Below are 24,369 nucleotides of genomic sequence, written 5' to 3'. Positions count from 1 at the left end.
TTAATTTCCTGGTACGTCTTCTAACGCCCAAGATAAACGAGCTTTAAATGTTCCAACTCTTTGATAAGCTACAGGAACATTGATTTGAATTCCTTGTTGTTTTGATTCATCAAGTAATGCTGTTAAATCTGTTTCACCTTTCTGATTACTTTATAAAAGCGTAATTGCCTCATTTGTAATCTGAGAGCTTCCAGCAGTTGAAACGAAAGAAAAAACATCTGGCATTACAATTGAATCATTTGTTAACGGTTGCGTTTGCTTTAGTTGCAAGCGCCAATTATTTGCGTTACGTTCATCCACAACTTTGAGTCCTTCGGTGGGATGCCCAAGTTTAATTAGTGGTTGATTACGTATCTTTTCCGTACCAAAAGTAATCTGTTTTGGTGCCTCTTTAAAATATAGTTCCCCTAAACGATAGTAAAAATAAATATCTTTTGTTTCCTCTGTCATTGTTCCTTCCGCATTGCCTGAGTCTTTTGTAAAAACATAGCCAGAAATATCTAGGGGTTTTTCTTGATAGGGTGCACCAATTTTCCCTGTTACACTTTTAGGTGGAGCAATATCTTTACCTTCCGCGTCTTTATAAAAAACGGTTACTGTTTTTTCTGTTGGTTTAGGAATAGTAATCGTTACATTATTTGACTTTTGCAGTAAGGTTCCTTCTTCATAATAGTCAAAGTTCATAGTTAAAACTTTTTCGGGCGTATTATATTGAAGGGTTGTTTTTAATTCAATAATCATGTCCTTCTTTAAAACTAGGTAGTCATTTAAAGCAATTGTTAAGTGATTCCCTGTTTGTGTCAGATCTTTGGCTGCTACCTTTTTACCATCAATCGTTAATGAATTTTCTTCATATGCTAATTCATCAGGTAAGTCAATGCTTACTTGCGGTTGACGATCTTCGATAAAGTCATTGTCAATATTCAACGTATTCCGTAGTCTCACCTGATCATTTTTCACTGCTTCAACAGCTGAGCTAAATTCCTGACCATTCACGCTAAGGGCTGCTTGTGACGTAACGTTGGTAGGAATTTGTGTCATTGCTAAAGCATTCTCTTGGTATTTGCCACCTGTGGATGATGTAAAGCCCCAATAAACCGTTGTTGCGCCAAATTGTGCATTTAAATCTGAAACTACATACGTATTCGTGCCCACACCTTCTAAATCATATGTTAATGCTTTGGCTGCGGCATTCCAATGAACAGTCAACATGCGCCAGGTTCCATTAGATAGATAGGTTGGCGCAACAGTGACGCCTGAATGCTCCCCTGTATAGCTGTTGTTATTAGCTTTCGGAGTGACAAAAGCTAAATGCCCATTTCCCTTATCTTGTGAAATTTCTCGGTCCATTCGGTTGGAACTACCAGTATTTTTATAGGTATCAAACTCAATCGATAAGGCATTTCTAACATAAGGTTGACCAGCTTTCGTGGAGTATGCACCGATTCCCATCCCAGGTGAACCAATGACTTCTTGAGGCGTTGTGGACATTCTAGGATCATTCGTTAAGGTAAAGGTCATACCATCACCAGCATTTGCATACTCGTTTCCTAAATACAAATAACTTTTAAAGGTAAAATCCGACAATAAACTGATTGGTTTTTTTGACCAAATAGCTCCTTTTTGTGATTTAACAGCTGGGTTTAGTTGTAATAACTTCCCACCTTCTAAAATACTTGTTGCATTTCCAATTGGCTCTTGAAATACCTTGTCGATTGGAATGATATTAGGATCATCAGGCAATGAAGCAGCGTATGGCGCAGCCAACATGCGCGGCTGTGGTTCAACTATCGCCGATTCCGTTGCACTGTTATCGTCATCCTTTTGTTGTTTGCTAGGTTCTAAAGTAGCCGTTGATTGGTCTGTTTCTGCTGGATGATTATCGGTTGTTGTTGTCGTTCCTAGGGAAGATTCTTGCTCTAATGTTTCCGAGTGAGAAGCAGCGCTAGTTGCCTGATCATTGGCCGATTCCTCCACTATTTCCCGATTGACTTCGTTGATATTTGTCGAAGGATTACTAATCGCTTCGCTAGTAATAGGCGCAAGGAGTAGTAAGAATAAACTACTTGCCAAAAAGACTAGGCTTTGTTTGTTTCGCATCTCTCTTCACCTCTACTTTTTAAATTCCTGGTACATCCGTCAACGTCCACAATAATTTTGTTTGATATTTCACGGCATCTTTAGGGGTTGACCCTGGTACTGATAGCGCAACATCTTTTGTAACATTAACATTGTGTACCGTATTGGTTTCATCGCGTTCTGCAACCACTTCTACTTTACCCCAATAAGTAGCCCAAGTTCCTGCACCGGTTCCTTGCTTCGCAGCTGCCACTAGCGATGCGGTTCCTGGAACAAGGGCAATCTTATTTGTTGCCTCTGGTTTCTCAACATTTTGCGCATTACTATTAACGGTCGGGTTAGCTAAAGAAATTTGCGCACCTGTCAACTGACTATTTAAAGTCGCCTTTGTTGCTTTAAATTGCTCCTTTTGCGTAACCGTTAAAGACCAACCGCTATTGGTTCCTCTATTATCAGAAATTTGCACAAAATTTGGTGTTTCTTTTTGATTTTCTTGATATTGCTGTGCTCTTGCAAAATATACTTGGTCTTTATTCGAAATACGATTTTTCCCAAAGTCAAAACTTGAAGCATAATCAATAGACAGCGGTCCTTGGGTACCAGGATTGGGACCTTCTGGGTCTGTCGGATCAATTGGTTTGACTGGCTTTTCTGGATCGGGATTTTCTGGATCAACTGGCTCTGTCGGATCTACGTTCGGAATAAATTCTACTAAACCATTCGAACGATACTCTTTTGGCTCTTCTGCCTTCGCTTGTAAGGACCAACCAGCAACTGCAAATGTACTGCATAGAACGATTCCTGTGAATTGTTTTTTCATTGCTTTTCTCCTTTATTTAATTATTAGCGGGAGTATCTTCTAATGCCCAAACTAACTTCGTTGAATATTGTTGTGCAAGCTTTACAGATTTTCCGGGAACGAATAGTTGGACAGCTTCTTTATTTGTTGCTTCATTTGAACCAAAGCGATAAACCCAAGTCCCAACACCTGTTTCTTTTTTAGCGTTCATCGCTAGATTATTATTTACACCAGGTGTTAAGGAAATAGTACTACTAACTTCAGTAGGTTTATATTTTTCATCCACCATTGAGGCAGCTTCTGCCTTTGTAAACGTTAATTGAGCGCCGACTAGTTCCTCTCCAGTAGCTGTTTTAAATTGTTCAGGTTGGGAAAGCGTTAGTTTCCATCCTGCTAACGTTCCTCTTTTATCAGTTACTTGTACATAGGTTGGTTTTTTTGAACCATCTTTCATTTCATCTGGCGCAGCATAATACGTTTGATCTGCCGTAGAAATCTTTTGTGTGCCAAATTTAAATTTTGACCCATAATCAATTGATAAGGCACCACCCGTTCCTGGCCCTGGAGGATCAATTGGGTCTACTGGATCAGTAGGATCGGGATTTTCTGGATCAACAGGCGGTGTGATTTCGTTATCGCCTGCTTCAAAAGTAATTGTGCCTTCCGTATTGTATTCTTTCGGAAAAGTTTCTGCTGCTGATGCGTTTATTGCTTGAAACCCTACGCCTAAAAGTATGGTTGCCGATGTAAGTAAAACAGTTTTTTTCATTAAATAAGCTCCTTCTCTCGTTTCATTTTATTAATTAAATAAATGACTACCCCCAACAAACTAACTCCTATCAAGGAATACAGCGGATTTTCAGACTCGCCTGTTTTAGGTAAAACTGCTTGTCCAGAAGCAGTTAAATTGTTTCTTCCCTGTTCTTCTGATTGTTGGGTATACGCTATGTCATTTGACTCTTTTTCATTCTCATAAACGTAGGTGCCATAGAAGCTCGCTTGACCATTTGATTCATAATTATTTTCTTCAGCCATAACGCTTTTTGTTTGCAACCCAATGATCAATAGCCCTAAACATACCAAACTAAACCTTTTTATGATTTTCATCTGAATTCCTCCTTCCCCATTTTCAACATTGACTGGCCCAGCCAATAAACATTATATAAAAGAAATATTTATTAGATTTTTTTCAGACGCTTTTAAAAAATAAAATGGTTTCAGCTAAGAAAGCTTTAAAATCAACACTTTTAAAGACAAAAAAATAAACAAAAAAACTTCAAAAAATAATTTTCGAAGTTTTTTTGTTTATTTTTTTATTATTTTTATACTTCAACCGCTTCTAACAAAGCTAAACGTTCAGCAACTTCTGCTTCTGTTAAATTATATTTTTTTACATAACGGTTGGCAGGATGCTGGCTACATTCTAATGAGCAGCCACCTAAATGTTTATGTTCATTTTCTTCTGAAGTTAAGATTTGACGATTACATTCTGGGTTTGCACAGTTAATGTAGCGTTCGCAAGGTGTTCCATCAAACCAGTCTTTCCCAATAACTTTTTTATCAACATGATTAATTTCGACACTGATTCGGTCATCAAAGACATACATTTTGCCGTCCCAAAGTTCGCCACGTGTTTCTGGATTTTTCCCATAGTTGGCGATACCACCATGCAATTGAGCAACATCTTCAAATCCTTCTTTTAATAACCAGCCAGAAAATTTTTCACAGCGAATCCCGCCAGTACAATAGGTAACAATTTTTTTATCCATAAATTGTTCTTTGTTCTCGCGAATCCATTGTGGTAACTCACGGAAGCTACGGATATCTGGGCGCACGGCACCACGGAAATGACCTAAATCATATTCATAATCGTTACGAGCATCGATTACAACAGTGTCTTCGTCTAGTAAGGCTTCTTTAAATTCTGCAGGTTCCAAATATTTCCCCGTCGTTTCTAATGGATCAACGTCTTCTTCTAAGTTCAACGCCACTAATTCAGAACGTGGGCGAACAAACATTTTGCGGAACGCCATTTCTTCTGCTGGATCAATTTTAAAGAATGTATCCTTAAAGCGCTCATCTGCTTGCATTACTTCCATGTACTTTTCTGTTTCTTCGACAGTACCAGATAACGTTCCGTTAATCCCTTCTGTCGCTACTAAAATACGGCCTTTTAAATTTAATGATTTGCAAAAAGCTAGATGCTCTTTCGCAAAAGCTTCTGGATCTTCAATTGTTGTATATTTGTAATAAAGTAATACTTGGTATTTCATCTTGTTTTCCCCTTTTGTATAAAGTCATTCTATCCCATTATACGGTGAATAAAAAAGGGAAAGCGATTATTTTGCTTGTGTATTTACACACAATAAAAAAAGCCTGATAAACGGCGGGAACAGAACCAACACTACGCGTTGCTCCGATCTCAACAACTTCTAAGGTGTTTTCTCGACATGCGTCTCGTCACAGTACAGCCTTCAAAAGAGCTACAGCTCTAAGAGTTGCGATGTTTCACTGTGAAGCATGAACAGATGAAATCATCGTACCTACTTGGTGAAGGTCCTTCGGAAATAAGCCGAAATTGTTGAGAATCACGAAGAACGTAGTGATTCGATGATGAACAATACCTACTTGGTCTCCAAAAATTAAAGAGCAATTTTCGGAAATTTCTTCTTATTGCTGAGAAACACTATTTGCAAAGCAAATAGATGTTAATCAGTACCTACTTGGTTCTCGGAGCTAAACGGTTCTGTCCCGACCTCTTCTATATACTACTCCTTTTCAGAAGTCGCGGCGAGTTGTTCTTGCAATTCACCTAAAAGTTCAATTTGAATATTTTGGATTTTTACCAAATTTTCTAGTTGATTATTGATAATATAATCCATTTTCTCATGTAATAAATTAATTTCTACTTCTGCTTTTAAGTTAATTTTATAATCATTATTCGCTTGTTCTCTATCACGGGCTTCTTGTCTGTTTTGACTCATCATAATAATCGGTGCTTGGATAGCTGCTAAACAAGATAAGGCGAGATTTAGCAAAATATAAGGATATTTGTCAAATGGTTGTCCCAATAAAGTGGTAGAGTTAATCACGATCCAAGCAATCAACACGAAACAAAAGAAGCCAATAAACACCCAGCTACCGCCAAATTTAGCAATGGTATCCGCTGCTCGTTGGCCAAAGGTTAATTTCTTTTCCATCTTTTCATTCATATTATTGGAAATCAGCTTATCTTCTTTGATATGTTGAACCACCAATTCATTCAGTTGTTGGATTTTTTCAGAATCATTTGCGACCAATTGTTTCATGTAATCCAAACGATAATTAAGTAACTCCGCCAATGTAATCATCGATTCAGCTGTCAATTGTGGATTGTTTTGGAGAATAAAAGCTTGCGTTTCCTGTTCTATATCTTGAAGATAAATGTTTTTTTTCGTTGATTCACCAATAACAACTTGTTTATTTTTTGATTGCTTCATCTTCGTCACTCCCTTTGATCGTTCTTCCCTTTATTTTAATATAAAGTCTCTCAGAAGAAACCTAAAAAGGCTTTGGAGTGATCGTTGTTGCTTCTGCTTTAAAATTTAATAGGTAAATTGGTTACATCATGGAACAACGAACCAATTAATTCTTTGTATTTCGCTGGATTCACACAATTAGTTAGCAATATGACCCCGGTTTTCATATCTTTTGAAAATAAAACCAGGGCTTGTTGACCCGCTTCAACGCCGTGTAAGCGTAAATAATTATCATGAACATAGATGCCGCCATGATAAGAACTTTGCTGAGAAGACGTCCATAATTTTTGCAAAAGTGCGGTGGAAACTAAGTGTCCACTCATTAATTGATGTAAGTACCAATACAAATCACCTGTCGTCATATCCACATTCCCAGTCCCAAATTCATGGGCAAAACTAGCTGCGGGAATTGAGAGCACTTGATTATACGAATTGTCTTCTGTCCATTTATAACTTGTTGAATTATTGGGTTGTTCCAATAAGGTTTCATAGAAGCCAAAATTCTTTAAACCAGCCGTTTTGTGATAAAGATTATTAAATAATTCTTGATAGGTACGTTGATACATTTTCTCTAACATTCCTGCTAAAAGGACAAAATTTACTGGGGAATAATTGTATTTTCCTTTATTGACTTGAATGGTATTTTGTTTAACAAATTGAATAATTTCTTCATCGGTAACGATATTATTAGGCATTGCTGATAACTTTAAACCGCTTGTCATATTCAACATATCGCTAATCGTAATATCCTCAGCACCTTGAATTTGCGGATAAAACGTAGCGAGTTTTGTATCTAATGTAAGTTTACCTTCTTCAATCGCTTTTAAGATCAAGGTTGTGGTAAAAGATTTTTGAATTGAGCCAATCTGAAACCTTGTGTTTGGCGTATTGGCTTGTTGCTTTTCAAAATTGGCAAAGCCATATCCTTTATTTACTAAAACCTGATCATCTTTAATGATCAAAGCCGAACCAATATAATTTGTTTCTTGAATTTTTTGATCAAGTTCGCCACTATCTGGTGCAACTATTTCTTTCGTTAAATTCGCATAATTATCACTTCGGCGATCTTCTTCCAAGACCACTTTCGATTCTTGACTCACTTGTGAATCTCTAGTGAAAAAGAACGTTTTTATTAAATAACCACTACCACCAATCACCACCAACAAACACACTATAAAAAGCCAATTCACTCCTCCATGTCTTTTCTTTGCATGTCGTTTACGCATACCGCTTACCTCCGCCTATTCTATTAACAGCATTATCATACGCTATATTTTCATGAAAATTACAGATTTTAGTAAAATTTATAAAACTTTCAACTTTTATAAAAAACAGCTTGGCACCAGAATCAATCTAGATTCTGGTGCCAAGCTGTTTTTTATTTACTTTCTTGCCCCATCACAGCAAAGTAATTATCATCGTTATCTGCAAAATTAAAAACTAAGCCTGTTGGCAATTGAACCATTTCACCAACAGTAACGCCAGCCTCTTGCATTTTTTTATAGAGACCAATGATATCATCGCTAGCAAACATTAAAGAAGGGGTATTCCCCGCCACTTCTGGTGAATGTTTTTGAATAAAGGCCAAATCATATAAAACAATAATCGCTTCTGCTGATTCACTTGGTGCAATTTCTACCACCAATGTGCCGTCAACTTCCTCTCTTTCCTTTTCAACAAAGCCAAACGTTTGCCAAAATTGACTAGATTCCTCAACATTATTCACATATAACATAATCTTTACTTGGTTTGAAAACATTCCTTCACGTCCTTTTGAATTTAGTTAACAACTTATTATATACGTTCTTTTAAATAATTACTGCACTTTCGCTTAAAATTCAAAAAAAGTGTTTGAGCAAGACATTGCTCAAACACTTTTCGTTTTATTGATTTAGATATTTGCATCTAAGACAACGTCGCGATCATTTAAGACATCACGATCTAATTCATGAATACGAGCACTTGTTAACACGCCTGCAACCATACTATCGTTAACGTTAACAGCTGTCCGCGCCATGTCAATAAGTGGTTCAACTGAAATTACTAAACCAACAATTGCAACTGGTAAGTTCATTGCGCCTAAAACGATTAGAGAAGCAAAGGTTGCTCCACCGCCGACACCGGCTACGCCAAATGAACTGATTGTGACAACTGCTACTAACATTAAAATAAATTGTAAACTAAAGACATCAATTCCAACAGTTGGTGCAACGATGGTTGCTAACATAGCTGGATAAACGCCGGCACAACCATTTTGTCCAATAGATAAACCGAAACTACCAGCAAAGTTTGCTGTGGCATCATCGACACCTAATGCTTTGGTTTGTGTTTCAATATTTAATGGTAAAGCTCCTGCACTTGAACGAGAAGTAAAAGCAAAGCTCAAGACTGGAAAAACTTTTTTTAGATACGTAACTGGATTGACTTTCAAAGTAATTAAAATCAGCATGTGAATGGCAAAAACAATGATTAAGGCCACATATGATGCCAACACAAATTTACCTAAGTTAATAATCGCAACAAAATCACTTGTTGCTACAACATTAATCATTAACGCTAGCACGCCATAAGGGGTCAAGCGTAAAACTAAGGTAACAATTCGCATGGTAATTTTATATAAACTATCAATTAAATTTGCAAAAAATTCAGCTTCTTTTGGCGCTTTACGACGAACGCCTAAATAAGCGACACCAACAAACGCAGCAAAGATTACCACCCCAATGGTACTCATTGGTCGTGTTCCCGCAAAGTCAGCAAAGACATTTTTAGGAATAAATGAAACGATTTGTTGTGGAATCGTCAAATCTTGAATCGCATCTTGACGCGTCGCTAACTCGGCAATTCTTGACGTTTCTGCAGCACCTTGCGTGAATTTTGCCCCTTGAAGACCAAACGCTAAGGTTGTTCCAATCCCCACCAAGGCAGCTACTGCTGTTGTTCCTAGTAAGGTGGCTAACACATTAAAGCTAATTTTTCCTAATTTATTGGATTCTTTCATTTTTGTAAATGCACCTACAATAGATACAAATACTAACGGAATTACGAGCATTTGTAGAAACGCTACATAACCATTACCTACAATCCCGATCCATTCCATTGATTGCGTAGTAATTTTACTGTCTGTACCAAAAGCAAATTGAATAATTGCACCTAAAACAATCCCCACGCCCAATGCTGAAAAGACACGTGTTGAGAATTTTAAATGTTTCTTTTGCATTTGGTAGAAACCGAATAACACAGCAATAAATGCAAGGATCACTAATACAGTGATGAATGTTGTCATTTTAGTTCCTCCCTATGTTTTTAATGACAAGTACATCAAAGGAAGTAAAGGTTCCCGGTACTCACTCTCCAGTAAATACCCTGAAAACAGCAAACTGTTTCCAGTGATAGTTCTATTGTACCTTATTTTATAGCAAATAGTGGGATAATTTGCTTACTTTTTGATAGAAAATAACCGTTGCGATAGTTTAAAACTATCACCAAGCGTTGTTTTACTAGTCACTGTAAAAATAATTTTTTTGTCCTCTTTCTTTTAAGCTGACGTGGTATACTTAGTTCTAGGAGGTGTAAGCGTATGCAAAAAATTTGTTGGATCCTTTCTGTCAACCGTGATGGAGCAATGTTGTATGTTGGGAGCCCTGCAAATGGAGGTCCTTGGCTCTTTTCAAATAAAGAGCAGCAAAACATCAAAGCCTTTTTTCAACCAACCTATGAAATTGACTTTATCAGTTATGATGTTCTTTCAGAGGAAGTACCAGAAGCTGCGTTCATTTTGTACAATGAAATACTCGCTCCCTATCTTCCCGAAAAAATCACCAAAGTTGGTCAGCCGATTGCTTATGTGGATATCGCTACAAAAAATTATGAACAGTTTAAAAAAGCTTTGGTTGCTAAATCTTCACAAGAATAAAAACAGCGTTTATAACGTAATCCGTTATAAACGCTGTTTTTAAAGTTTAAGCTTCTTCTGATTGTTGAAAATTCAATTGAACACCTGGACGATCCAGAGCAATTTCAGTTACTTCATAAGATAAACGTTCGACGATGCTAAATAAAGGACGCACAAGTTCATCGACTTCTTCTTGCGAAATATCTTCTTGTTTTTCAATTTTACGATCAATAATGTGATTAATTTGGCTAATCGCCCCTGATAAAACAAATTCGTCAAAGACAATTCGAAATTCTAAGCGAGCAACAAGTGCTGAGCTGTTTTCTGGATAATTTTCTTCTTCTACTTCAATTGGTGAAAAACTGACACGTAAATCTGTCTCTACTTCTGAATCAGGTACTCGCATATCATAGTGATACGCTTCAACAATTTCTTGTTGGCGTTTAATTTCCATTGTTTTTTCTCTCCTTTTTTAACAAGATATTCCCCTTTTAGAATATCCAATGGTTTCTTTTCTCAAGTATACCACAAGTCCGAAAGTTGCCTAGACCAAAAAACACAGAAGGTCAGACTTTTTTGATAAATTGATTTCGGCAGTTTGAACAAGTGACTTTGATTGTTCCTCGTCCTTTCGGCGCACGTAATGACTGCTGACATTTTGGACATTTAAAATAACGATATCTTTTCTGAGTCAGGTGTCGCTTGCGAAAAGCATGAACCTTTTGCATTAGGCGTTGTTTTCGAAGAATAAACCGTTGATTTTCATTCAATCGCGGGTGAATATGTTTTGAAAAAAAGCGATAATACACGTAGGCTACTGTGATTAAAATCAATAACCGAACCCAAAGATAGCCAGTAAAAATATTGATGAGCGCCAGCACGACACTTGTTAGCAACAGCGTTCGATTCAATTCATCGAACCGGGCATAACGTCCTTGTAAAAATCGTTGCGCTTTTTTGCGCCAACGTAGAATGCGTTCAAACCAAATTTGGCCCATTTATCTTCCTTCTTTCGAGCATTATTTTTTGAATAAATGATTGATTTACAGAAATTTTCAATCAAAATTTACACTTACTAAGTCCAAATTTTGAACAACTGTTGGTTATTTTCGATGGTATACTTCTAGAGAAGTCAGGTCAACCGATGAATGACTTCGTTGATAATAGCTACCGCTATTTTATACAAACTTAAACTGTCGATGGATAGATTATCCGATTTTAACTTAGGGGAAGGTTAAAATCCGATTCTATAATTTAGCACTACACTCCTTTATTTAGTAGCAACTTTAGCCTATCTATCCACATTTTAAGTCAAAAAGAAGCAAGTCCGGACTTGCTTCTTTTTATTTATCTTTCTAATTCTTCAATTTTCTTCTCAATTAACGCCAAGACATATTGACACGCTTCAGGATCTTCGACAAAATCATATTTATCGCCATCAATTTGAATTTTAGGACTTTCATCATAGTCTTCGTACCATTGATCATAACGCTCGTTCAACATTTGATAGTAATCATACAACGTTGGATCTGTTTCAATTTGTTCATAAGGACGGCCACGTTTTTTGATGCGTTCCAACATTTTGGGAAATGAAATACGAATGTGAACTAACAAATCAGGTCTTTTTTTATGCGCAGCATAAGGCAATTCTTGGAGCATGTTTTGTAATAAGTCATCGTACACTTTAACCTCTGTTTCGTTGGCACGACCTAAATCTGCATTTAAATGAAAAAGTAATGAATCTTCATAAATCGAGCGATCCAATACATTATTTTCATGCGTTAATGCTTGTTTAATACTATCAAAACGTTTATTTAAAAAATAAATTTGTAATAAAAACGCGTACTTTTCCGGTTCCGCATAAAATAAAGGTAATACCTCATTATCATCAACTGATTCGTAAAAGGCTTCTGAACCTAAACGGTTTGCAATTAAAGCTGTTAAACTAGATTTACCAGCGCCAATCGTACCTGCTAAAACAATCACTGCCATCGAACTCCCTACCTATTTTTTTCCATTTTATTTTTTATCTTCAACCAATTAAACATACCAAAAATTGAGTTAAAAGTATACATACAATACATAACAAATATCGCATAATCACCACCAGCATGCGTCCCTACTCGGAACCATAACAAAATTGAAAAAATATTTCCTAGTAGCCAAAACACGAATTGCGATTGATAACGTTTAATCATCAATAACATCCCTGTCGCTGAAACACTAAACGTGATTGCATCTAATGTTTGTTGCGCATCATTTACAAAACCTAACAAAATATATGCAGCTACGCCAATGAGCAGCCACGTGAAAAAGGCATACAACCACTGAATACCTTTTAAAACTTTTACTTCGGTTACTTGACCTGAGCCATCTTCGCTAGCCCGAAGCCAAGCATAAAGCCCTGTAATGTCCATAATAATATAGAAGCTTTGTAAAAGAACTTCCGCATATACCCGTGTCACTAACCCAAAATAACCAATAATCACCGCACTGATTAACCCAAAAATGTAATTGCTGACTTTTCCTTGGGCAATTAAATTCACACAAATGATGCCGGCTAAACCACCTACTAACGTAATCCAATTCGATGGATTGATAGCAAATGCAATCAACTGTACCCCCACCATCAAAGCTAAAAACAAGTAACTTCTCGTTTCCCAACCTTTAAAATCATTCACCAAAAAATTCTTATTCACAACAAATTTCCGACCTTCCTAAAACCAAACTTTTATTTGTTGACGTCTCAATAAGAGTACTCCGTTTTAAAAAACAAGTCAATCAGATTTCGGAATAAAAAGAAGATTTTAATACTATATATTGATTTAAAAAATAAAAACACACTACATATAGTTATTTCGTAAGCTTTCTGATATCCTTTATTGCCACAATATTTTCTTCATCTTGCTTTAATCTTCTATGTATTCATGGATTTGTTTCCATCTAATGATTCCTGCGGCAGACCCCTTTACGACGGTAGCGCTCCAAATTAATGTTGCGAAAGCGGAAGCAACCGTACATATTTATGCTTCAAACACAGCCATCGTTCACTCTTTTTATTGAAATGCTTAAAAATTGACGGCCTTATTTCTCGAATCTGGCCACTTATTAACTTATTACATGAAAACATTCGCCTAAAAAAGCAAAAAAAACGACTCACCTAAATAATCGACCTACAAACAATTCCTTTCATTTGTAGGTCGATTATCTTTATTAGGTTTGATACAGATGTTTCGCCATTCCTAGTTTCCCTTTACTGCTCATCTCTATTTATTTTTTTACTGTTTGCCAACAGCTCGTTGTCTGAAAGTACTATCCGTCCTTTGGTACTTTGTTCAAAGCTGTAAGCTTGCTCAAATAACGTTTGCTCTTTATTGGCAGTTTGTGTAAAAGTCAGCCCATAAGGTTGTCCTTCACTGTTTTTCGCCAAAGGAACCGTCAATTCAGGATATCCTGCCACGGCACTTAAACCCGTACCTTCAGAATCAATAAAAGCATATCCGTCTAATTGTTGTTTTTTTAGCAACGCATCAAACGTTTGCTGTGCTTTTTTAATGGTTGTTTGAATGATTTCTTTATCTGGTTGTTTCTTTTTAACATCTGCTTCTAATAAATCTTGCCCATACTTGGCACGAACCTTTTTATCTTGTTGATTATACGCAATTAGTTCCTCCAGTGTTTTAAATGGTAAGTCATAACGTTTCGCAAATTCTTCCAATGCAAACTTAAATTCATTGGAAATAACTTTCCCGCCATCAATCCCTTCCATGTCTGGCGTTACCGGAATCACTTCTGCTCCAGCTTTTTGGAGGGCCTTTTTAGCAGTCGCAAATTCTTCTTCAGCACTTGGCATTTCTAGCAACCCAATGCGTTGACCTTGTAAGTTATTTTTAGTAAATTTCGTTGAATCAATGCTCGGAACCGTGTCTTTCTTAAACGCATTATAGCCTTGCGCAGCATCAACGACACTTCGGGCAATCGGGCCAACTGTATCTAATGACGGTGCCAATGGCAAAACACCTTCGCCACTTACTGAACTGTGGGTCGGTTTAAAACCAACCACTGATTGATGAGAAGCGGGGGAAACAATCGATCCCATCGTCTCAGTGCCTAAAGAGAAGGCGCCGATATTCATCGTCACACTAGCCCCACTCCCAGAACTTGAACCTGAAGGTGTTATTTTGAGCGGCCCATAAGGATTAAGTGTTTGTCCATGTTTGGAACTATAGCCACTTGGTGCTTTCATTGACATATAATTCGCTAGTTCAGATAAGTTTACTTTTCCTAAAATCAAAGCTTGCGCCTCTGTTAACTTCTTAACTACTTCCGCATCTTCCTTAGGCTTGAACGTGCGTAAGGCATAAGCTCCTGCACTCGAAATCATGTTGGTCGTATTTATATTTTCTTTCAAAGTCACAGGAATACCATACAAAGGCTTCTTCGGTGTTTGAGAGGCTTGCTGGTCAAATGCCTTGGCTTCCTTAATTGCTTGCGGATTGATTTCAGAGATGCTGTTCATGCCATTATCTATTTGATCGAACTGTAAAATACGGTCCAAATAAAACGCCGTAAGTTCTTCATAGGTCAATGCTCCGTCGGCAATCGCTTGCTGTAATTCAGTGATATTTTTTTCAATAATCAACGGTGCTTTGGTACGAGCTTTTTGTACATCTGTTTCTTTTAATTGGTCTTCAATCGTTTTAACGATTCTCTCTTGATTGTACATTGCTAGGGTTTCTGCCTCAGGAGTGAACTTTTTGAGTATAAACCAATAAGCTGCAGCGCCTATTATGACTAACAAAACAGCAATTATTCCGATTACTTTTAAAAATTTAGACATTTTTATCCTCCTATACCATTTAAAGATTATCTTACTATGTTTATTTTTGCATGACAACTAACAGTTTTGTTCGTTAAAAAGACAAAATAGAGAGTAGGACATCCGTCAAAACGACCGATGTCCTACTCTCTAACGATTAAGATAGTCCGCTAAATGCGTTTGTTTTAGTCTTTTGTGAAAGTTAAATACTGAGAATTTATTGTGTAATTCGTGTACCACTTTCTCCTTTGATTGCTTCCGAAGCTAATTCTAAAAGCCCGATAATCGCCTGGCGGTTTGGTTTACTTTCTGCAAAACTGATGGCCGCTTCCACCTTAGGTAACATATTACCTGGCGCAAATTGATTTTCTTCTATATATTGTTGCATTGCCGTAACCGTAACATCAGTCAAAGCTTGTTGATTTGCTTGACCAAAGTTAACAAAAACATGTTCCACTGCAGTTAATACCACAAAAACATCTGCTTCAATGAGTTCAGCCATTTTTGCTGCCGCAAAGTCTTTATCAATGACTGCATCTACACCATGATAGACTGGACCATCATAGGCAATAGGAACCCCGCCACCACCACAAGCAATTACGATTTGTCCTGCATCAACAAGTGTTCGCAAGCTAACTTTTTCGTAAATATCAACTGGTTTTGGTGAAGGAACTACCCGTCGCCAGCCTCGACCCGCATCTTCTTGATAGACGTTCCCAGTTTCCGCCATCAACTGTTTGGCTGTTTCTTCGTCATAATAACCACCAATTGGTTTTGTTGGTTTTGTAAACGCTGGGTCTTTCGGATCCACCACGACTTGTGTAATTAACGTAACAACTGGTTGTTCCCCTAAATTTCTGGCTACTAGTTCTTCATCAATTGCTTGTTGTAAATGATAGCCAATATAGCCTTGGCTCATTGCTGTGCATTCAGGAAACGGCACGACATCTTCTGGAGATTGACTCGTTTCCTCAAAAGCTAAGCGAATTTTGCCAACTTGTGGCCCGTTGCCATGAGCAATCACCACTTGATGGCCTTGTTCAATTAAATCAACAATCGATTTTGCAGCGGTTTGTGCTTTTGCCAATTGTTCTTTCGAAGAATTTCCTAACGCATTTCCACCTAATGCAATCACTATTTTTGACATCTGTTTCCCTCCTAGCGCTTTGGTTCTTGTTGTGTGATACAGTGTATATTGCCGCCCCCATAAACAACTTCTACCGTATTAACGCCGACAATTTTTTTATCTGGGAACATCGTTTGAACTTGCTCTAAAGCCAAACGATCATTTTCATCACCATACTGTGGCACAATCACGCCATCATTTGTAATTAAAAAGTTCATATAGGATGCGATACAAATATCGCCATCTTCTCGTGGCATGGTTCCTTCCACGAAATCAATTTTGAAGGAGCCTTTAATGGTTACATTTTTGACAGGACAGCATAATTTGTGGACTTTTAATTGGCGTCCTTTAGCATCAGTCATTTTAAGCAAACGTTGATATGCATCTTGTGCCGCTTCATAAAATGGGCTATTTTGATCTTCGGTGTAAATACAAGCCACTTCACCAGGTGCAATAAAACAAGCTACATCATCCACGTGACCATTGGTTTCTTCTGGGTCAATTCCATCACCTAGCCAAAGAACTTTTTCAACATTTAAATAGTCGCATAATTTTTGTTCGATTGCTTCTTTTGAAAGTTGTGGATTTCGACCTTCACTTAATAAGCACATTTCTGTAGTCAAGACTGTTCCTTGTCCATCTACGTGGAATGAACCGCCTTCTAAAACAAAATCATCTGTACGATAAGAATCTACATGCTCAATTTCACAAATTTTTTGTGCAACCAAATCGTCTTGGTCCCAAGGGAAATATAATCCATCTACTAATCCCCCCCAAGCATTGAATGTCCAATCCACACCACGGATTTCTCCATGGTCGTTAATGACAAATGATGGTCCACAATCACGGACCCAGGCATCATTGTTTGACATTTCATAAACCGTAATTTCTGGCGGTAATTGGCGACGGCAATTTTGAAATTGTTGTTGAGAAACCACCACATTCATCGGTGTAAATTGACTAATTGCTTTGGCCACATTAGTAAAAGCTTCTTGGACAGGTTTACCACCATCGCGCCAATTATCCGGTCTTTCTGGCCAAATCATCCAAACTTTCTCTTGTGGTTCAAATTCTCCTGGCATTCTAAAGCCATCTTGTTTAGGGGTACTTCCTACAATTCGTTTAGCCATTTTCTTTCGTTCCCTTCTTAATTTTTTTCACGTAAATAATTACTTCACCAAACAGAATAAAAATGATTGCCCCAATTGTGATTGGTAATTTTTCATTTAATGCTGCGGGACTAAAATCTAAAGGCACTGCTGTGAAAATCAGTGAAATAATAATCATAATCATTGGCAAAACCACTAAAACTTTTAAAAATCCTGGTTTTCCGTTAACTTTAAACGGACGTGGTGTATCGGGATCAATTTTTCTAAGCTTATAAAAAGCTGGGAAAACTGGGATATACGATAACAAGAATAGGACGACATTCAAGGAGAAAAAGGCCCAGAATAAATCTTGATTAGGTAAAATTGGTGCTAATACAATGACCACCGATGCCACAATGCCATTCATCAAAGCAGCCCCAATTGGCATGTCATTTTTCTTACTACGTTTTTCAAAAAATTTAGGCATGTCACCATTTTCAGCAGCATAACAAGCTGTATTATTGACTCCTAATGACCAAGAAATCATGTTTCCGAACAACGTAAGAAGGAATAGGAAAGCCATCAACATAATGAACCAACCTTCTGTCGAGCCTGTCAATAGTTTAAAGCTATCCATCATACCACTGCCGGTACTAATTTGATCGGTGGGAATCGCTACCCCAATTCCAAAGGCTGAAAAAATATAAATGGCCGCAATGACTAACCCCGCTGCTACAATAGCTTGTGGAATTTGCTTCTTAGGATTTTCCATATCATCTGCAAACGTACAGATGACTTCAAACCCTAACAAATTAAAAATGATTACAGAAATAAAAGATAAACTCCTTAAGTCAAACGTTGGTAGCATTGATTTCAAGGTAAATTCATTGGCAACACCTTTCGTCAAGGCTACATACAATCCTAGCCCACCAATTAAGACAGCTAAAACCATCTTGATTACGGCAGCTCCATTTAGAATCCAGATACTGTCGCTGACTGGATAAAAACTAATCCAAACCACAATCCAAGTAAAAATTAATTCAACAATAATCATCATCGGTGTTGAAAACTTAATACCTGTAATTGTCGTTAATAGTTCTGGCGTCATAACGGCTAATGAAGCTAGCCACAATGGATAATTAATCCAATAATACCAAGAAACTCTGGCACCCCAACGATGACCATATGCTTTGGTCACCCAATCATAGATGCCCCCTTCACCAATATAAGTTGTTCCTAATTCTGATGAAATTAACCCATATGGCAATAGGAATGCAATTAATAAGAAAATCCACCAAAAAAACTGAGAATTACCAATTGCAGCAACAGGCGCCGCTGCTTCAGCAACGAAAACCACACAGATGACTGATAAAATGGCACTCGTTAAACTAAATTTCTTTTTCCCCTCCATGAAGACTCTTCCTCTCTTTATAAACTGTCCACTGATTCATTTTTTCAATCAGTGGACAGTTGGCCGTTAAATGCTTTGAGTGTCTAAGAAAACTTCTAGTTCTTTTTTCGCTTCTGCTTGCTTGATTAAATCATAAGGATTTTTTGCTTCATAATCATTCATAAGATATACTAATAAGCCACGAATAGATGTTAAACGGTTTTCTGCTTCATCGAAACAAATAGAATTTTTACCGTCAATCACTTCATCAGTTACTTCTTCCCCACGTGTTGCTGGTAAACAGTGCATGAATTTACAATTGGCACCTGCCCGATCCATCATTTCTTGATTCACTTGATATTTTGGATAGAAAACCTTCATACGTTCTTCTTCAGATAATTCCGCTTCGTACAAGCCATACCAAACATCCGTGTACAAGAAATCAGCGCCTTCAACAGAACTTGCATCATCTGTGACCAAAAAGCTACCGCCTGAAACTTCACAATTTTTTGCTAATTTAGCTTGATGCTCTTCATTTAATTGGAAACCTTCTGGACCGAAGTGAACAAAATTCATGCCCATTTTTGTTGTGATTAATCCTAAAGAAAAACAAACTTGTGTTGCATCTCCGACAAAGACAACTTTACAATCTTCTAATTTTTTGCCTTCTGGTAAATGCTCAACCATGGTACACAAATCACCTAATTCTTGGGTTGGATGATTGTAATCAGACATACCGTTAATGACTGGGATGGTAGCACAATTAGCTAAATCAACAATACTATGGTGACGTTCCACACGAGCCATCAAAATATCTACTAAACGTGACAATACGCGGCTGGTATCTTCAATCGTTTCATGTCCCCCTAATTGAATTTGACCAGGTGCTAAATATTCGCCATGTCCGCCTAATTGTTCCATTGCAGTTTCAAAAGATACTCGTGTCCGAGTTGAAGATTGTTGGAAAATCATTCCTAAAGATTTGTTTTTTAACAGTTGCGGATAATACCCATTTTTAATCGCTTCTTTAATTTTTAATGATAAATCGACTAAGTAGTGCATTTCCTCTTTCGTATATGTTTCTGTTGTAACGTAATCTCTTTTCATGATGTGTTCCTCCTAAAAGTTGTTTTTGTTTACACATTGACTTTACCAAGTTTAGCGAAGAGTTTACTATCCACCAAAAGTTAGAAAACGCTTTCTTTTTTGGCGTAATTTTTCATTAAAAAAAGTTTATTTATGGTTATAAACCGTTGGTACACCAGGGGTTTATAAAAGTTTAGGCGGATTTCTCTCTAATTTCTGACCAATCATAGATTTGAAAATGGTATAATTATTTTGAAAAATCATTCACTTAAAATAAAAGATGAAAGGGGTTTCCAATCGTGACATTTGTTTTTATTTATAACATCTTGTTGATTATTTTATATTCGTTTACTTCAACCTTTACCTTAAATCTTTACTTGAAAAATAAACAACCGATTTTTTTATTGCTTCTCTTTTTAATGGTTATTTTTATTTGTGACAATGTGATTGTTTATATGACTGAGTTCATTAATTCGTTTGCAACCGAATATAATCAGACCTTTATGACCGCACCTTTTTTAAAGACCATCATTTTTATTTGTTGTAATTTTGCCTATCTGGCTATTATCAATACTATTAGTGGTCGTCCTTTTAAAAATTATCAATTTGTCTGGTTATTTTTAATTGGTTTATGGATGCTAGCTATTCCATTTTCACAAAATTCCGCCTTAAAAGTTTGGTTGTACTATTTACCCAATCAGCTATTTTTAATTTACCTTGGATGCTATGCGCTCTATCAACTACGAATAGATCCTTTATCAGCCCTTGCGAAAAAATATCTTCGTTTTATTGGTTGGCTAAGCATTGGTTTCGGTGTGGCGATTCTTTTGGAAGATACCTTCGTTATTTTTAACATTGACCAATATTCTGATATTGTCTTTAAAATTAACAACCGAAACGTTTCTGAAGATATTTATACAATCATTCTCTCGATCGCCATTATCTACTTCTGTAATCGTGATTTTCCTCTGTCGGTTCTTGAAAAAGACGCTGCTAAATTGGAAGAAAATCAATCAGATGAACCCGTACTTTTGGCGCCTTTTTGTGATGCCTATCAATTAACGCAGCGAGAACGAGAAGTGCTTTCGTTACTTTTAGAGTGCAAAACAAATCAAGATATAGCCAACGAACTATTCCTATCAATCGGGACAGTAAAAACACATATCCACAATATTTTCGTTAAATTAGAAGTAAACAAAAGAGCAGAAGTTTTTGTCAGTTATCAACTTTTTTCTCAACAACAAACTGAACATTTAGCGAGATAATTAAAAAGGAAGCCTCTCCGTGATCGGTGGCTTCCTTTTTGATTAACTATTTTCTTGTACTTGTCGAACTCTCTTTTCAATTTCTTGAAAGTTAATAATTTTAGCTTGGCGATGAATTTCTTTTCCTTCATAGTATAAGATAATGGTCGGTGCAGAAAAAGCATTTAATTGTCCAATTATTTCTGGACTTTTATCAGCTTCTGCAATGTATGTAGGAAATTCATATTTTGTTGCAATTTTTTCGACAATCGGTTTATCAACTGTACAAACACTACAATTTTTTGCTGTCAAAAAGACGGCTTGTAGACGATTGTCTGTAATTTTTTCTTCTAATTCTTCTAATGTTGTTACATATTCCACTGAATAGCCCTCCTTGTCTTTTGTCTAAAATAACAGATTTACTAGCAAAATAACAACTTATTTGTTTGGCTAAGAATGCTTTAACAAAAAAGTTGTCGCCCATTTCATTAATGGGCGACAACTTTTTACTGATAACCGCTTATTTATTAAAAATTTTAGGCCCTTTGCGCATGTTTTTACGATCATTTTTGGGAGTTTCCATTTTTTTAGAACGGCCACCACCTTGTTTCTTTTTAATTAATTCTAACATTTTTTCTTTTTCATTCATTTAATCCACCGCCTTTGTTAATAACGTGACAGATTCAATGTGGGTCGTTTGTGGGAAATTATCCACTGGTTGAATTTCTTTTGCTTCATAGCCACCTTCTGTTAATAATGCAATGTCGCGAGCGAGTGTGGCTGGATTACAGCTGACATAAACAATTCGTTCAGGTTGCGTTTCAATTAATGTGTTTACTAATTGACCGTCTAACCCTTTCCGTGGTGGATCCACCACCACAACATCTGGTTGCAAGCCATTTTCAACTAATTTTGGCAATAATTCTTCCGCTAAACCAGCCGTGAAAGTGGCATTCTCAATGTTGTTTAATTTAGCATTATTTTCTGCATCTTTGACCGCTTCTTCAATTACTTCAATACCGTAAACTTGCTTTGCATCTTGGGCTAAAGTTAAGCCAATCGTTCCAATCCCGCAATAGGCATCCACCACAATTTCATTGCCTGTTAAAGCCGCATACTCTTTAACTTTTTGATACATCACTTCTGTTTGTTGTGGATTTACTTGATAAAATGAACGCGCGGAAATTTCAAATTTCAAATCAAAAATAGTATCTGTAATTTTTTCAGACCCATGTAATAAGATGGTTTCGTCGCCAAAAATGACATTGGTTCGTTTTGGATTTACATTTTGTACAATGCTGACTACTTCCGGAATAGCTTCCAAAATATCTGGCACAATTTTACTAATTGGGAATAATTTCGGTGTTCTCGTAATTAGAACAACCATCATCTCCCCAGTATGGTAGCCACGACGAACGACAATATGGCGTAAGTTCCCTGTATTATCAGATTCGTTATAAGGTTTTACGCTATATTTACGCATAATGTCACGGATTTTAACAATTGCTGCATCAATTTCTGGGTCTTGAATATAGAAATGTTCCATCGGAATTAAATCATGGCTATTTTTCCGGAAAAAACCTGTTTGTAGTTGGTTGTCAATTTTACGCACGGGAATTTGTGCTTTGTTCCGGTAATGCCACGGATCGTTCATCCCAATTGTTGGTAAAACAGGGACTTCTGGCAATTTAGCGACACGTTGCATAACATTTTCGACTTGTTGCGTTTTAAATGATAGTTGGGCGCCGTACGCTAAATGTTGCAACGGACTAATCCCGACTTTTGTAAAGTTTTCATCTTTCACGGGCACACGCTGTTCACTGCTTTTTAGGACAGTCAATACTTTCCCATAACCAAAACTTTTGCCTGTTTTTAAGACTTTGATTTCAAGTTTTTCACCTGGTAAGGCATTTTCAATAAACAATGGATAATGGTCCACTTTTGCCACGCCTAAACCTTCATGCGTCAAGTCAATGATTTCTACTTCAATGACGTCATTTTTCTTTACTGGATAATTTTTCATAAGTCGCTCCTTCTTTTTATACACTTCACTCATTCTAATGAAAATACCTAAGAAAAGCAACAACGAATTTTCATGGCGATTTAGCAATTCCGTTTGAGCTTTTTGGGTAAATAAAAGAATGAGACCCTTTCCCTTAGTCAAAAAATAGCCAATGAAAGATCTTATCAACTAAATCTTTCATTAGCTATTCACGGACTACCTAGTGCTTTTCTTTTTCGGCAATCTTTCCATCGCCATCAATATCTTCGTCTGTTAGTCGTTCAACTTCTTTGACAAATTCTTTGCTGGCTTCGTTATATGCTTCTTCCTCTTCGTCTTCTGATTCTACGACAATCTCATCGCTACCAGTTAAGACAGAACCCATAATTGCATTGGACGGCAGTGCATCACAATTTGCAAAAATTTCAATGTGTTGATGCATATTTTTAAAGGTCATTGGAGCATCGCCTCCATATTCACCATCTAAATTAATCATCATTTTATTGTTCTTTTCTAACGTTTCTGCATGTAAATAGCTGGTCTTTGTATAGATTAGTCGATGATCTTCAACATGCTTTCCACCATTTAACATTAACGCAACTAAATGAAGAATCTCAAAAATATTGGCTGTTTTTACAATGATTAATGAAAACTTACCATCGTCTAATTTAGCATCTGGTACGATTTGCTCAAAACCACCCACCGAGTTAGTCAGCCCTAGGAAAAACATTGATGCATTGCCTTCGTACACACCTTCATCATACGTCATGCGCATTTTAATCGGCTTCACTCGTGGCAACATTTCGGCTCCTTTGGCTAAGTACGCTAAATAACCAAAAATACTTTTCAACTCTGACGGAACCTCATAAGTCAGTTCCGTTAAATGACCACCCGCCGCAATATTGATAAAGTAATTTTTGCCGGCTTGGCCAATATCCATTTTGACAGTTTGATTTTTTTTAATCACTTCTGCTGCCTTAACGATATTATCACGAGGAATCTTCAAGGCCCGTGCATAGTCATTCGTCGTTCCAGCAGGAATAATGGCCATTTTAGGGCGCCGCTTCAACGGAGCAATCCCATTCACGACTTCATTAATGGTCCCATCTCCACCTGCGGCTACTAGTAAATCAAATCCTGCACGCGCAGCACGATGTGCTTCATTGCGTGCTGAATTTTCTTCTGGTGTGGTCGCAAATGCACTGGCTTCATAACCACATTCTTCTAAAATAGATAAAATATCGGCTAAGTTCTTTTTGATTAACTCTTTTCCTGACGTTGGATTATAAATCACTCTAGCTTTTTTCATGGTTTGCCTGCTACTTT

General features: G+C 37.0%; 23 protein-coding genes and 1 pseudogene. 2 read left to right on the top strand and 22 right to left on the bottom strand.

Going from position 1 to position 24,369, the window contains the following annotated elements:
• The 9 genes and pseudogenes from KQI94_RS03945 to KQI94_RS03905 all read right to left on the bottom strand — a co-directional run bounded on the left by KQI94_RS03945 (position 1) and on the right by KQI94_RS03905 (position 9,679).
• A pseudogene (locus tag KQI94_RS03945) lies at positions 1-2,100 on the bottom strand (MucBP domain-containing protein).
• Positions 2,101-2,119: 19 nt separating this feature from the next.
• On the bottom strand, positions 2,120-2,899 hold the full coding sequence (locus KQI94_RS03940) for a WxL domain-containing protein (protein ID WP_002384949.1): 780 nt from the start codon (positions 2,897-2,899) through the stop codon (positions 2,120-2,122).
• A 16-nt stretch (positions 2,900-2,915) separates the two neighbouring features.
• Positions 2,916-3,647 (bottom strand): WxL domain-containing protein, encoded by a 732-nt coding sequence (locus KQI94_RS03935; protein WP_002361269.1) that lies wholly within the window; start codon positions 3,645-3,647, stop codon positions 2,916-2,918.
• Positions 3,647-4,030, bottom strand: a complete 384-nt coding sequence (locus KQI94_RS03930) for an LPXTG cell wall anchor domain-containing protein (RefSeq protein WP_002364792.1) — start codon at positions 4,028-4,030, stop codon at positions 3,647-3,649. Before KQI94_RS03930 ends, KQI94_RS03935 begins: the two co-directional genes overlap by 1 nt.
• Before the next feature lie 170 nt (positions 4,031-4,200).
• The gene (locus tag KQI94_RS03925; RefSeq protein ID WP_115357846.1) at positions 4,201-5,151 is read right to left on the bottom strand and encodes a rhodanese-related sulfurtransferase; all 951 of its coding nucleotides are present in this window, start codon (positions 5,149-5,151) and stop codon (positions 4,201-4,203) included.
• 495 nt (positions 5,152-5,646) lie between these two features.
• Positions 5,647-6,357, bottom strand: a complete 711-nt coding sequence (locus tag KQI94_RS03920) for a DUF1003 domain-containing protein (protein ID WP_002355601.1) — start codon at positions 6,355-6,357, stop codon at positions 5,647-5,649.
• Positions 6,358-6,455: 98 nt separating this feature from the next.
• A complete protein-coding gene (locus tag KQI94_RS03915; protein ID WP_002404081.1) occupies positions 6,456-7,622 on the bottom strand; it encodes a serine hydrolase domain-containing protein in 1,167 nt (388 codons plus the stop codon).
• Between the two features lie 152 nt (positions 7,623-7,774).
• On the bottom strand, positions 7,775-8,155 hold the full coding sequence (locus tag KQI94_RS03910; RefSeq protein WP_002358720.1) for a VOC family protein: 381 nt from the start codon (positions 8,153-8,155) through the stop codon (positions 7,775-7,777).
• Between the two features lie 132 nt (positions 8,156-8,287).
• Positions 8,288-9,679, bottom strand: a complete 1,392-nt coding sequence (locus tag KQI94_RS03905) for an L-cystine transporter (RefSeq protein WP_002355598.1) — start codon at positions 9,677-9,679, stop codon at positions 8,288-8,290.
• 294 nt (positions 9,680-9,973) lie between these two features.
• Between KQI94_RS03905 and KQI94_RS03900 the strand changes: the two genes are divergently transcribed.
• Positions 9,974-10,309, top strand: coding sequence for a hypothetical protein (locus KQI94_RS03900; protein WP_002384945.1), 336 nt, complete (start codon positions 9,974-9,976; stop codon positions 10,307-10,309).
• Positions 10,310-10,355: 46 nt separating this feature from the next.
• Here the strand turns inward: KQI94_RS03900 and KQI94_RS03895 are convergent, their stop codons facing one another.
• The 9 genes from KQI94_RS03895 to ptcA all read right to left on the bottom strand — a co-directional run bounded on the left by KQI94_RS03895 (position 10,356) and on the right by ptcA (position 19,818).
• Positions 10,356-10,742: a DUF1149 family protein gene (locus KQI94_RS03895; RefSeq protein ID WP_002358717.1), complete on the bottom strand. Its 387-nt coding sequence runs from the start codon at positions 10,740-10,742 to the stop codon at positions 10,356-10,358.
• 112 nt (positions 10,743-10,854) lie between these two features.
• Positions 10,855-11,286 (bottom strand): hypothetical protein, encoded by a 432-nt coding sequence (locus tag KQI94_RS03890; protein ID WP_002384943.1) that lies wholly within the window; start codon positions 11,284-11,286, stop codon positions 10,855-10,857.
• A gap of 349 nt (positions 11,287-11,635) precedes the next feature.
• Positions 11,636-12,280 (bottom strand): deoxynucleoside kinase, encoded by a 645-nt coding sequence (locus KQI94_RS03885; RefSeq protein WP_002355594.1) that lies wholly within the window; start codon positions 12,278-12,280, stop codon positions 11,636-11,638.
• A gap of 8 nt (positions 12,281-12,288) precedes the next feature.
• Entirely contained in the window at positions 12,289-12,987 is a 699-nt protein-coding gene (pnuC, locus tag KQI94_RS03880; protein ID WP_002384942.1) for a nicotinamide riboside transporter PnuC, read from the bottom strand.
• Between the two features lie 554 nt (positions 12,988-13,541).
• Positions 13,542-15,128 carry an amidase family protein gene (locus KQI94_RS03875; protein WP_002403510.1) on the bottom strand — a complete coding sequence of 529 codons (1,587 nt, stop codon included), beginning with the start codon at positions 15,126-15,128 and terminating at the stop codon, positions 13,542-13,544.
• Positions 15,129-15,324: 196 nt separating this feature from the next.
• On the bottom strand, positions 15,325-16,254 hold the full coding sequence (arcC, locus tag KQI94_RS03870) for a carbamate kinase (RefSeq protein ID WP_033625912.1): 930 nt from the start codon (positions 16,252-16,254) through the stop codon (positions 15,325-15,327).
• Positions 16,255-16,265: 11 nt separating this feature from the next.
• Entirely contained in the window at positions 16,266-17,363 is a 1,098-nt protein-coding gene (gene aguA / locus KQI94_RS03865; RefSeq protein WP_002364800.1) for an agmatine deiminase, read from the bottom strand.
• A complete protein-coding gene (locus KQI94_RS03860; protein ID WP_002355588.1) occupies positions 17,356-18,732 on the bottom strand; it encodes an APC family permease in 1,377 nt (458 codons plus the stop codon). The genes aguA and KQI94_RS03860 overlap by 8 nt, the downstream gene beginning before the upstream one ends.
• Positions 18,733-18,798: 66 nt before the next feature.
• Positions 18,799-19,818 (bottom strand): putrescine carbamoyltransferase, encoded by a 1,020-nt coding sequence (ptcA, locus tag KQI94_RS03855; RefSeq protein WP_002355587.1) that lies wholly within the window; start codon positions 19,816-19,818, stop codon positions 18,799-18,801.
• Between the two features lie 398 nt (positions 19,819-20,216).
• Between ptcA and KQI94_RS16710 the strand changes: the two genes are divergently transcribed.
• Positions 20,217-21,062: a helix-turn-helix transcriptional regulator gene (locus tag KQI94_RS16710; protein ID WP_002392183.1), complete on the top strand. Its 846-nt coding sequence runs from the start codon at positions 20,217-20,219 to the stop codon at positions 21,060-21,062.
• 42 nt (positions 21,063-21,104) lie between these two features.
• Here the strand turns inward: KQI94_RS16710 and KQI94_RS03845 are convergent, their stop codons facing one another.
• The 4 genes from KQI94_RS03845 to KQI94_RS03835 all read right to left on the bottom strand — a co-directional run bounded on the left by KQI94_RS03845 (position 21,105) and on the right by KQI94_RS03835 (position 24,352).
• A complete protein-coding gene (locus KQI94_RS03845; RefSeq protein ID WP_002355583.1) occupies positions 21,105-21,422 on the bottom strand; it encodes a thioredoxin family protein in 318 nt (105 codons plus the stop codon).
• Between the two features lie 139 nt (positions 21,423-21,561).
• On the bottom strand, positions 21,562-21,690 hold the full coding sequence (locus tag KQI94_RS16705; RefSeq protein ID WP_002355577.1) for a hypothetical protein: 129 nt from the start codon (positions 21,688-21,690) through the stop codon (positions 21,562-21,564).
• Entirely contained in the window at positions 21,691-23,064 is a 1,374-nt protein-coding gene (gene rlmD, locus KQI94_RS03840) for a 23S rRNA (uracil(1939)-C(5))-methyltransferase RlmD (protein ID WP_002355574.1), read from the bottom strand.
• Between the two features lie 199 nt (positions 23,065-23,263).
• Positions 23,264-24,352: a diacylglycerol kinase gene (locus KQI94_RS03835; protein ID WP_002403511.1), complete on the bottom strand. Its 1,089-nt coding sequence runs from the start codon at positions 24,350-24,352 to the stop codon at positions 23,264-23,266.
• Between the last annotated feature and the right edge of the window lie 17 nt (positions 24,353-24,369).

The sequence above is a fragment of the Enterococcus sp. S183_ASV_20 genome (assembly GCF_018919685.1).
In the GTDB taxonomy this organism is placed as follows: Bacteria; Bacillota; Bacilli; order Lactobacillales; family Enterococcaceae; genus Enterococcus; species Enterococcus faecalis.
The sequence above is the reverse complement of the archived record's forward strand: the minus strand, read 5'-3'. Positions and strand labels throughout refer to the sequence as shown.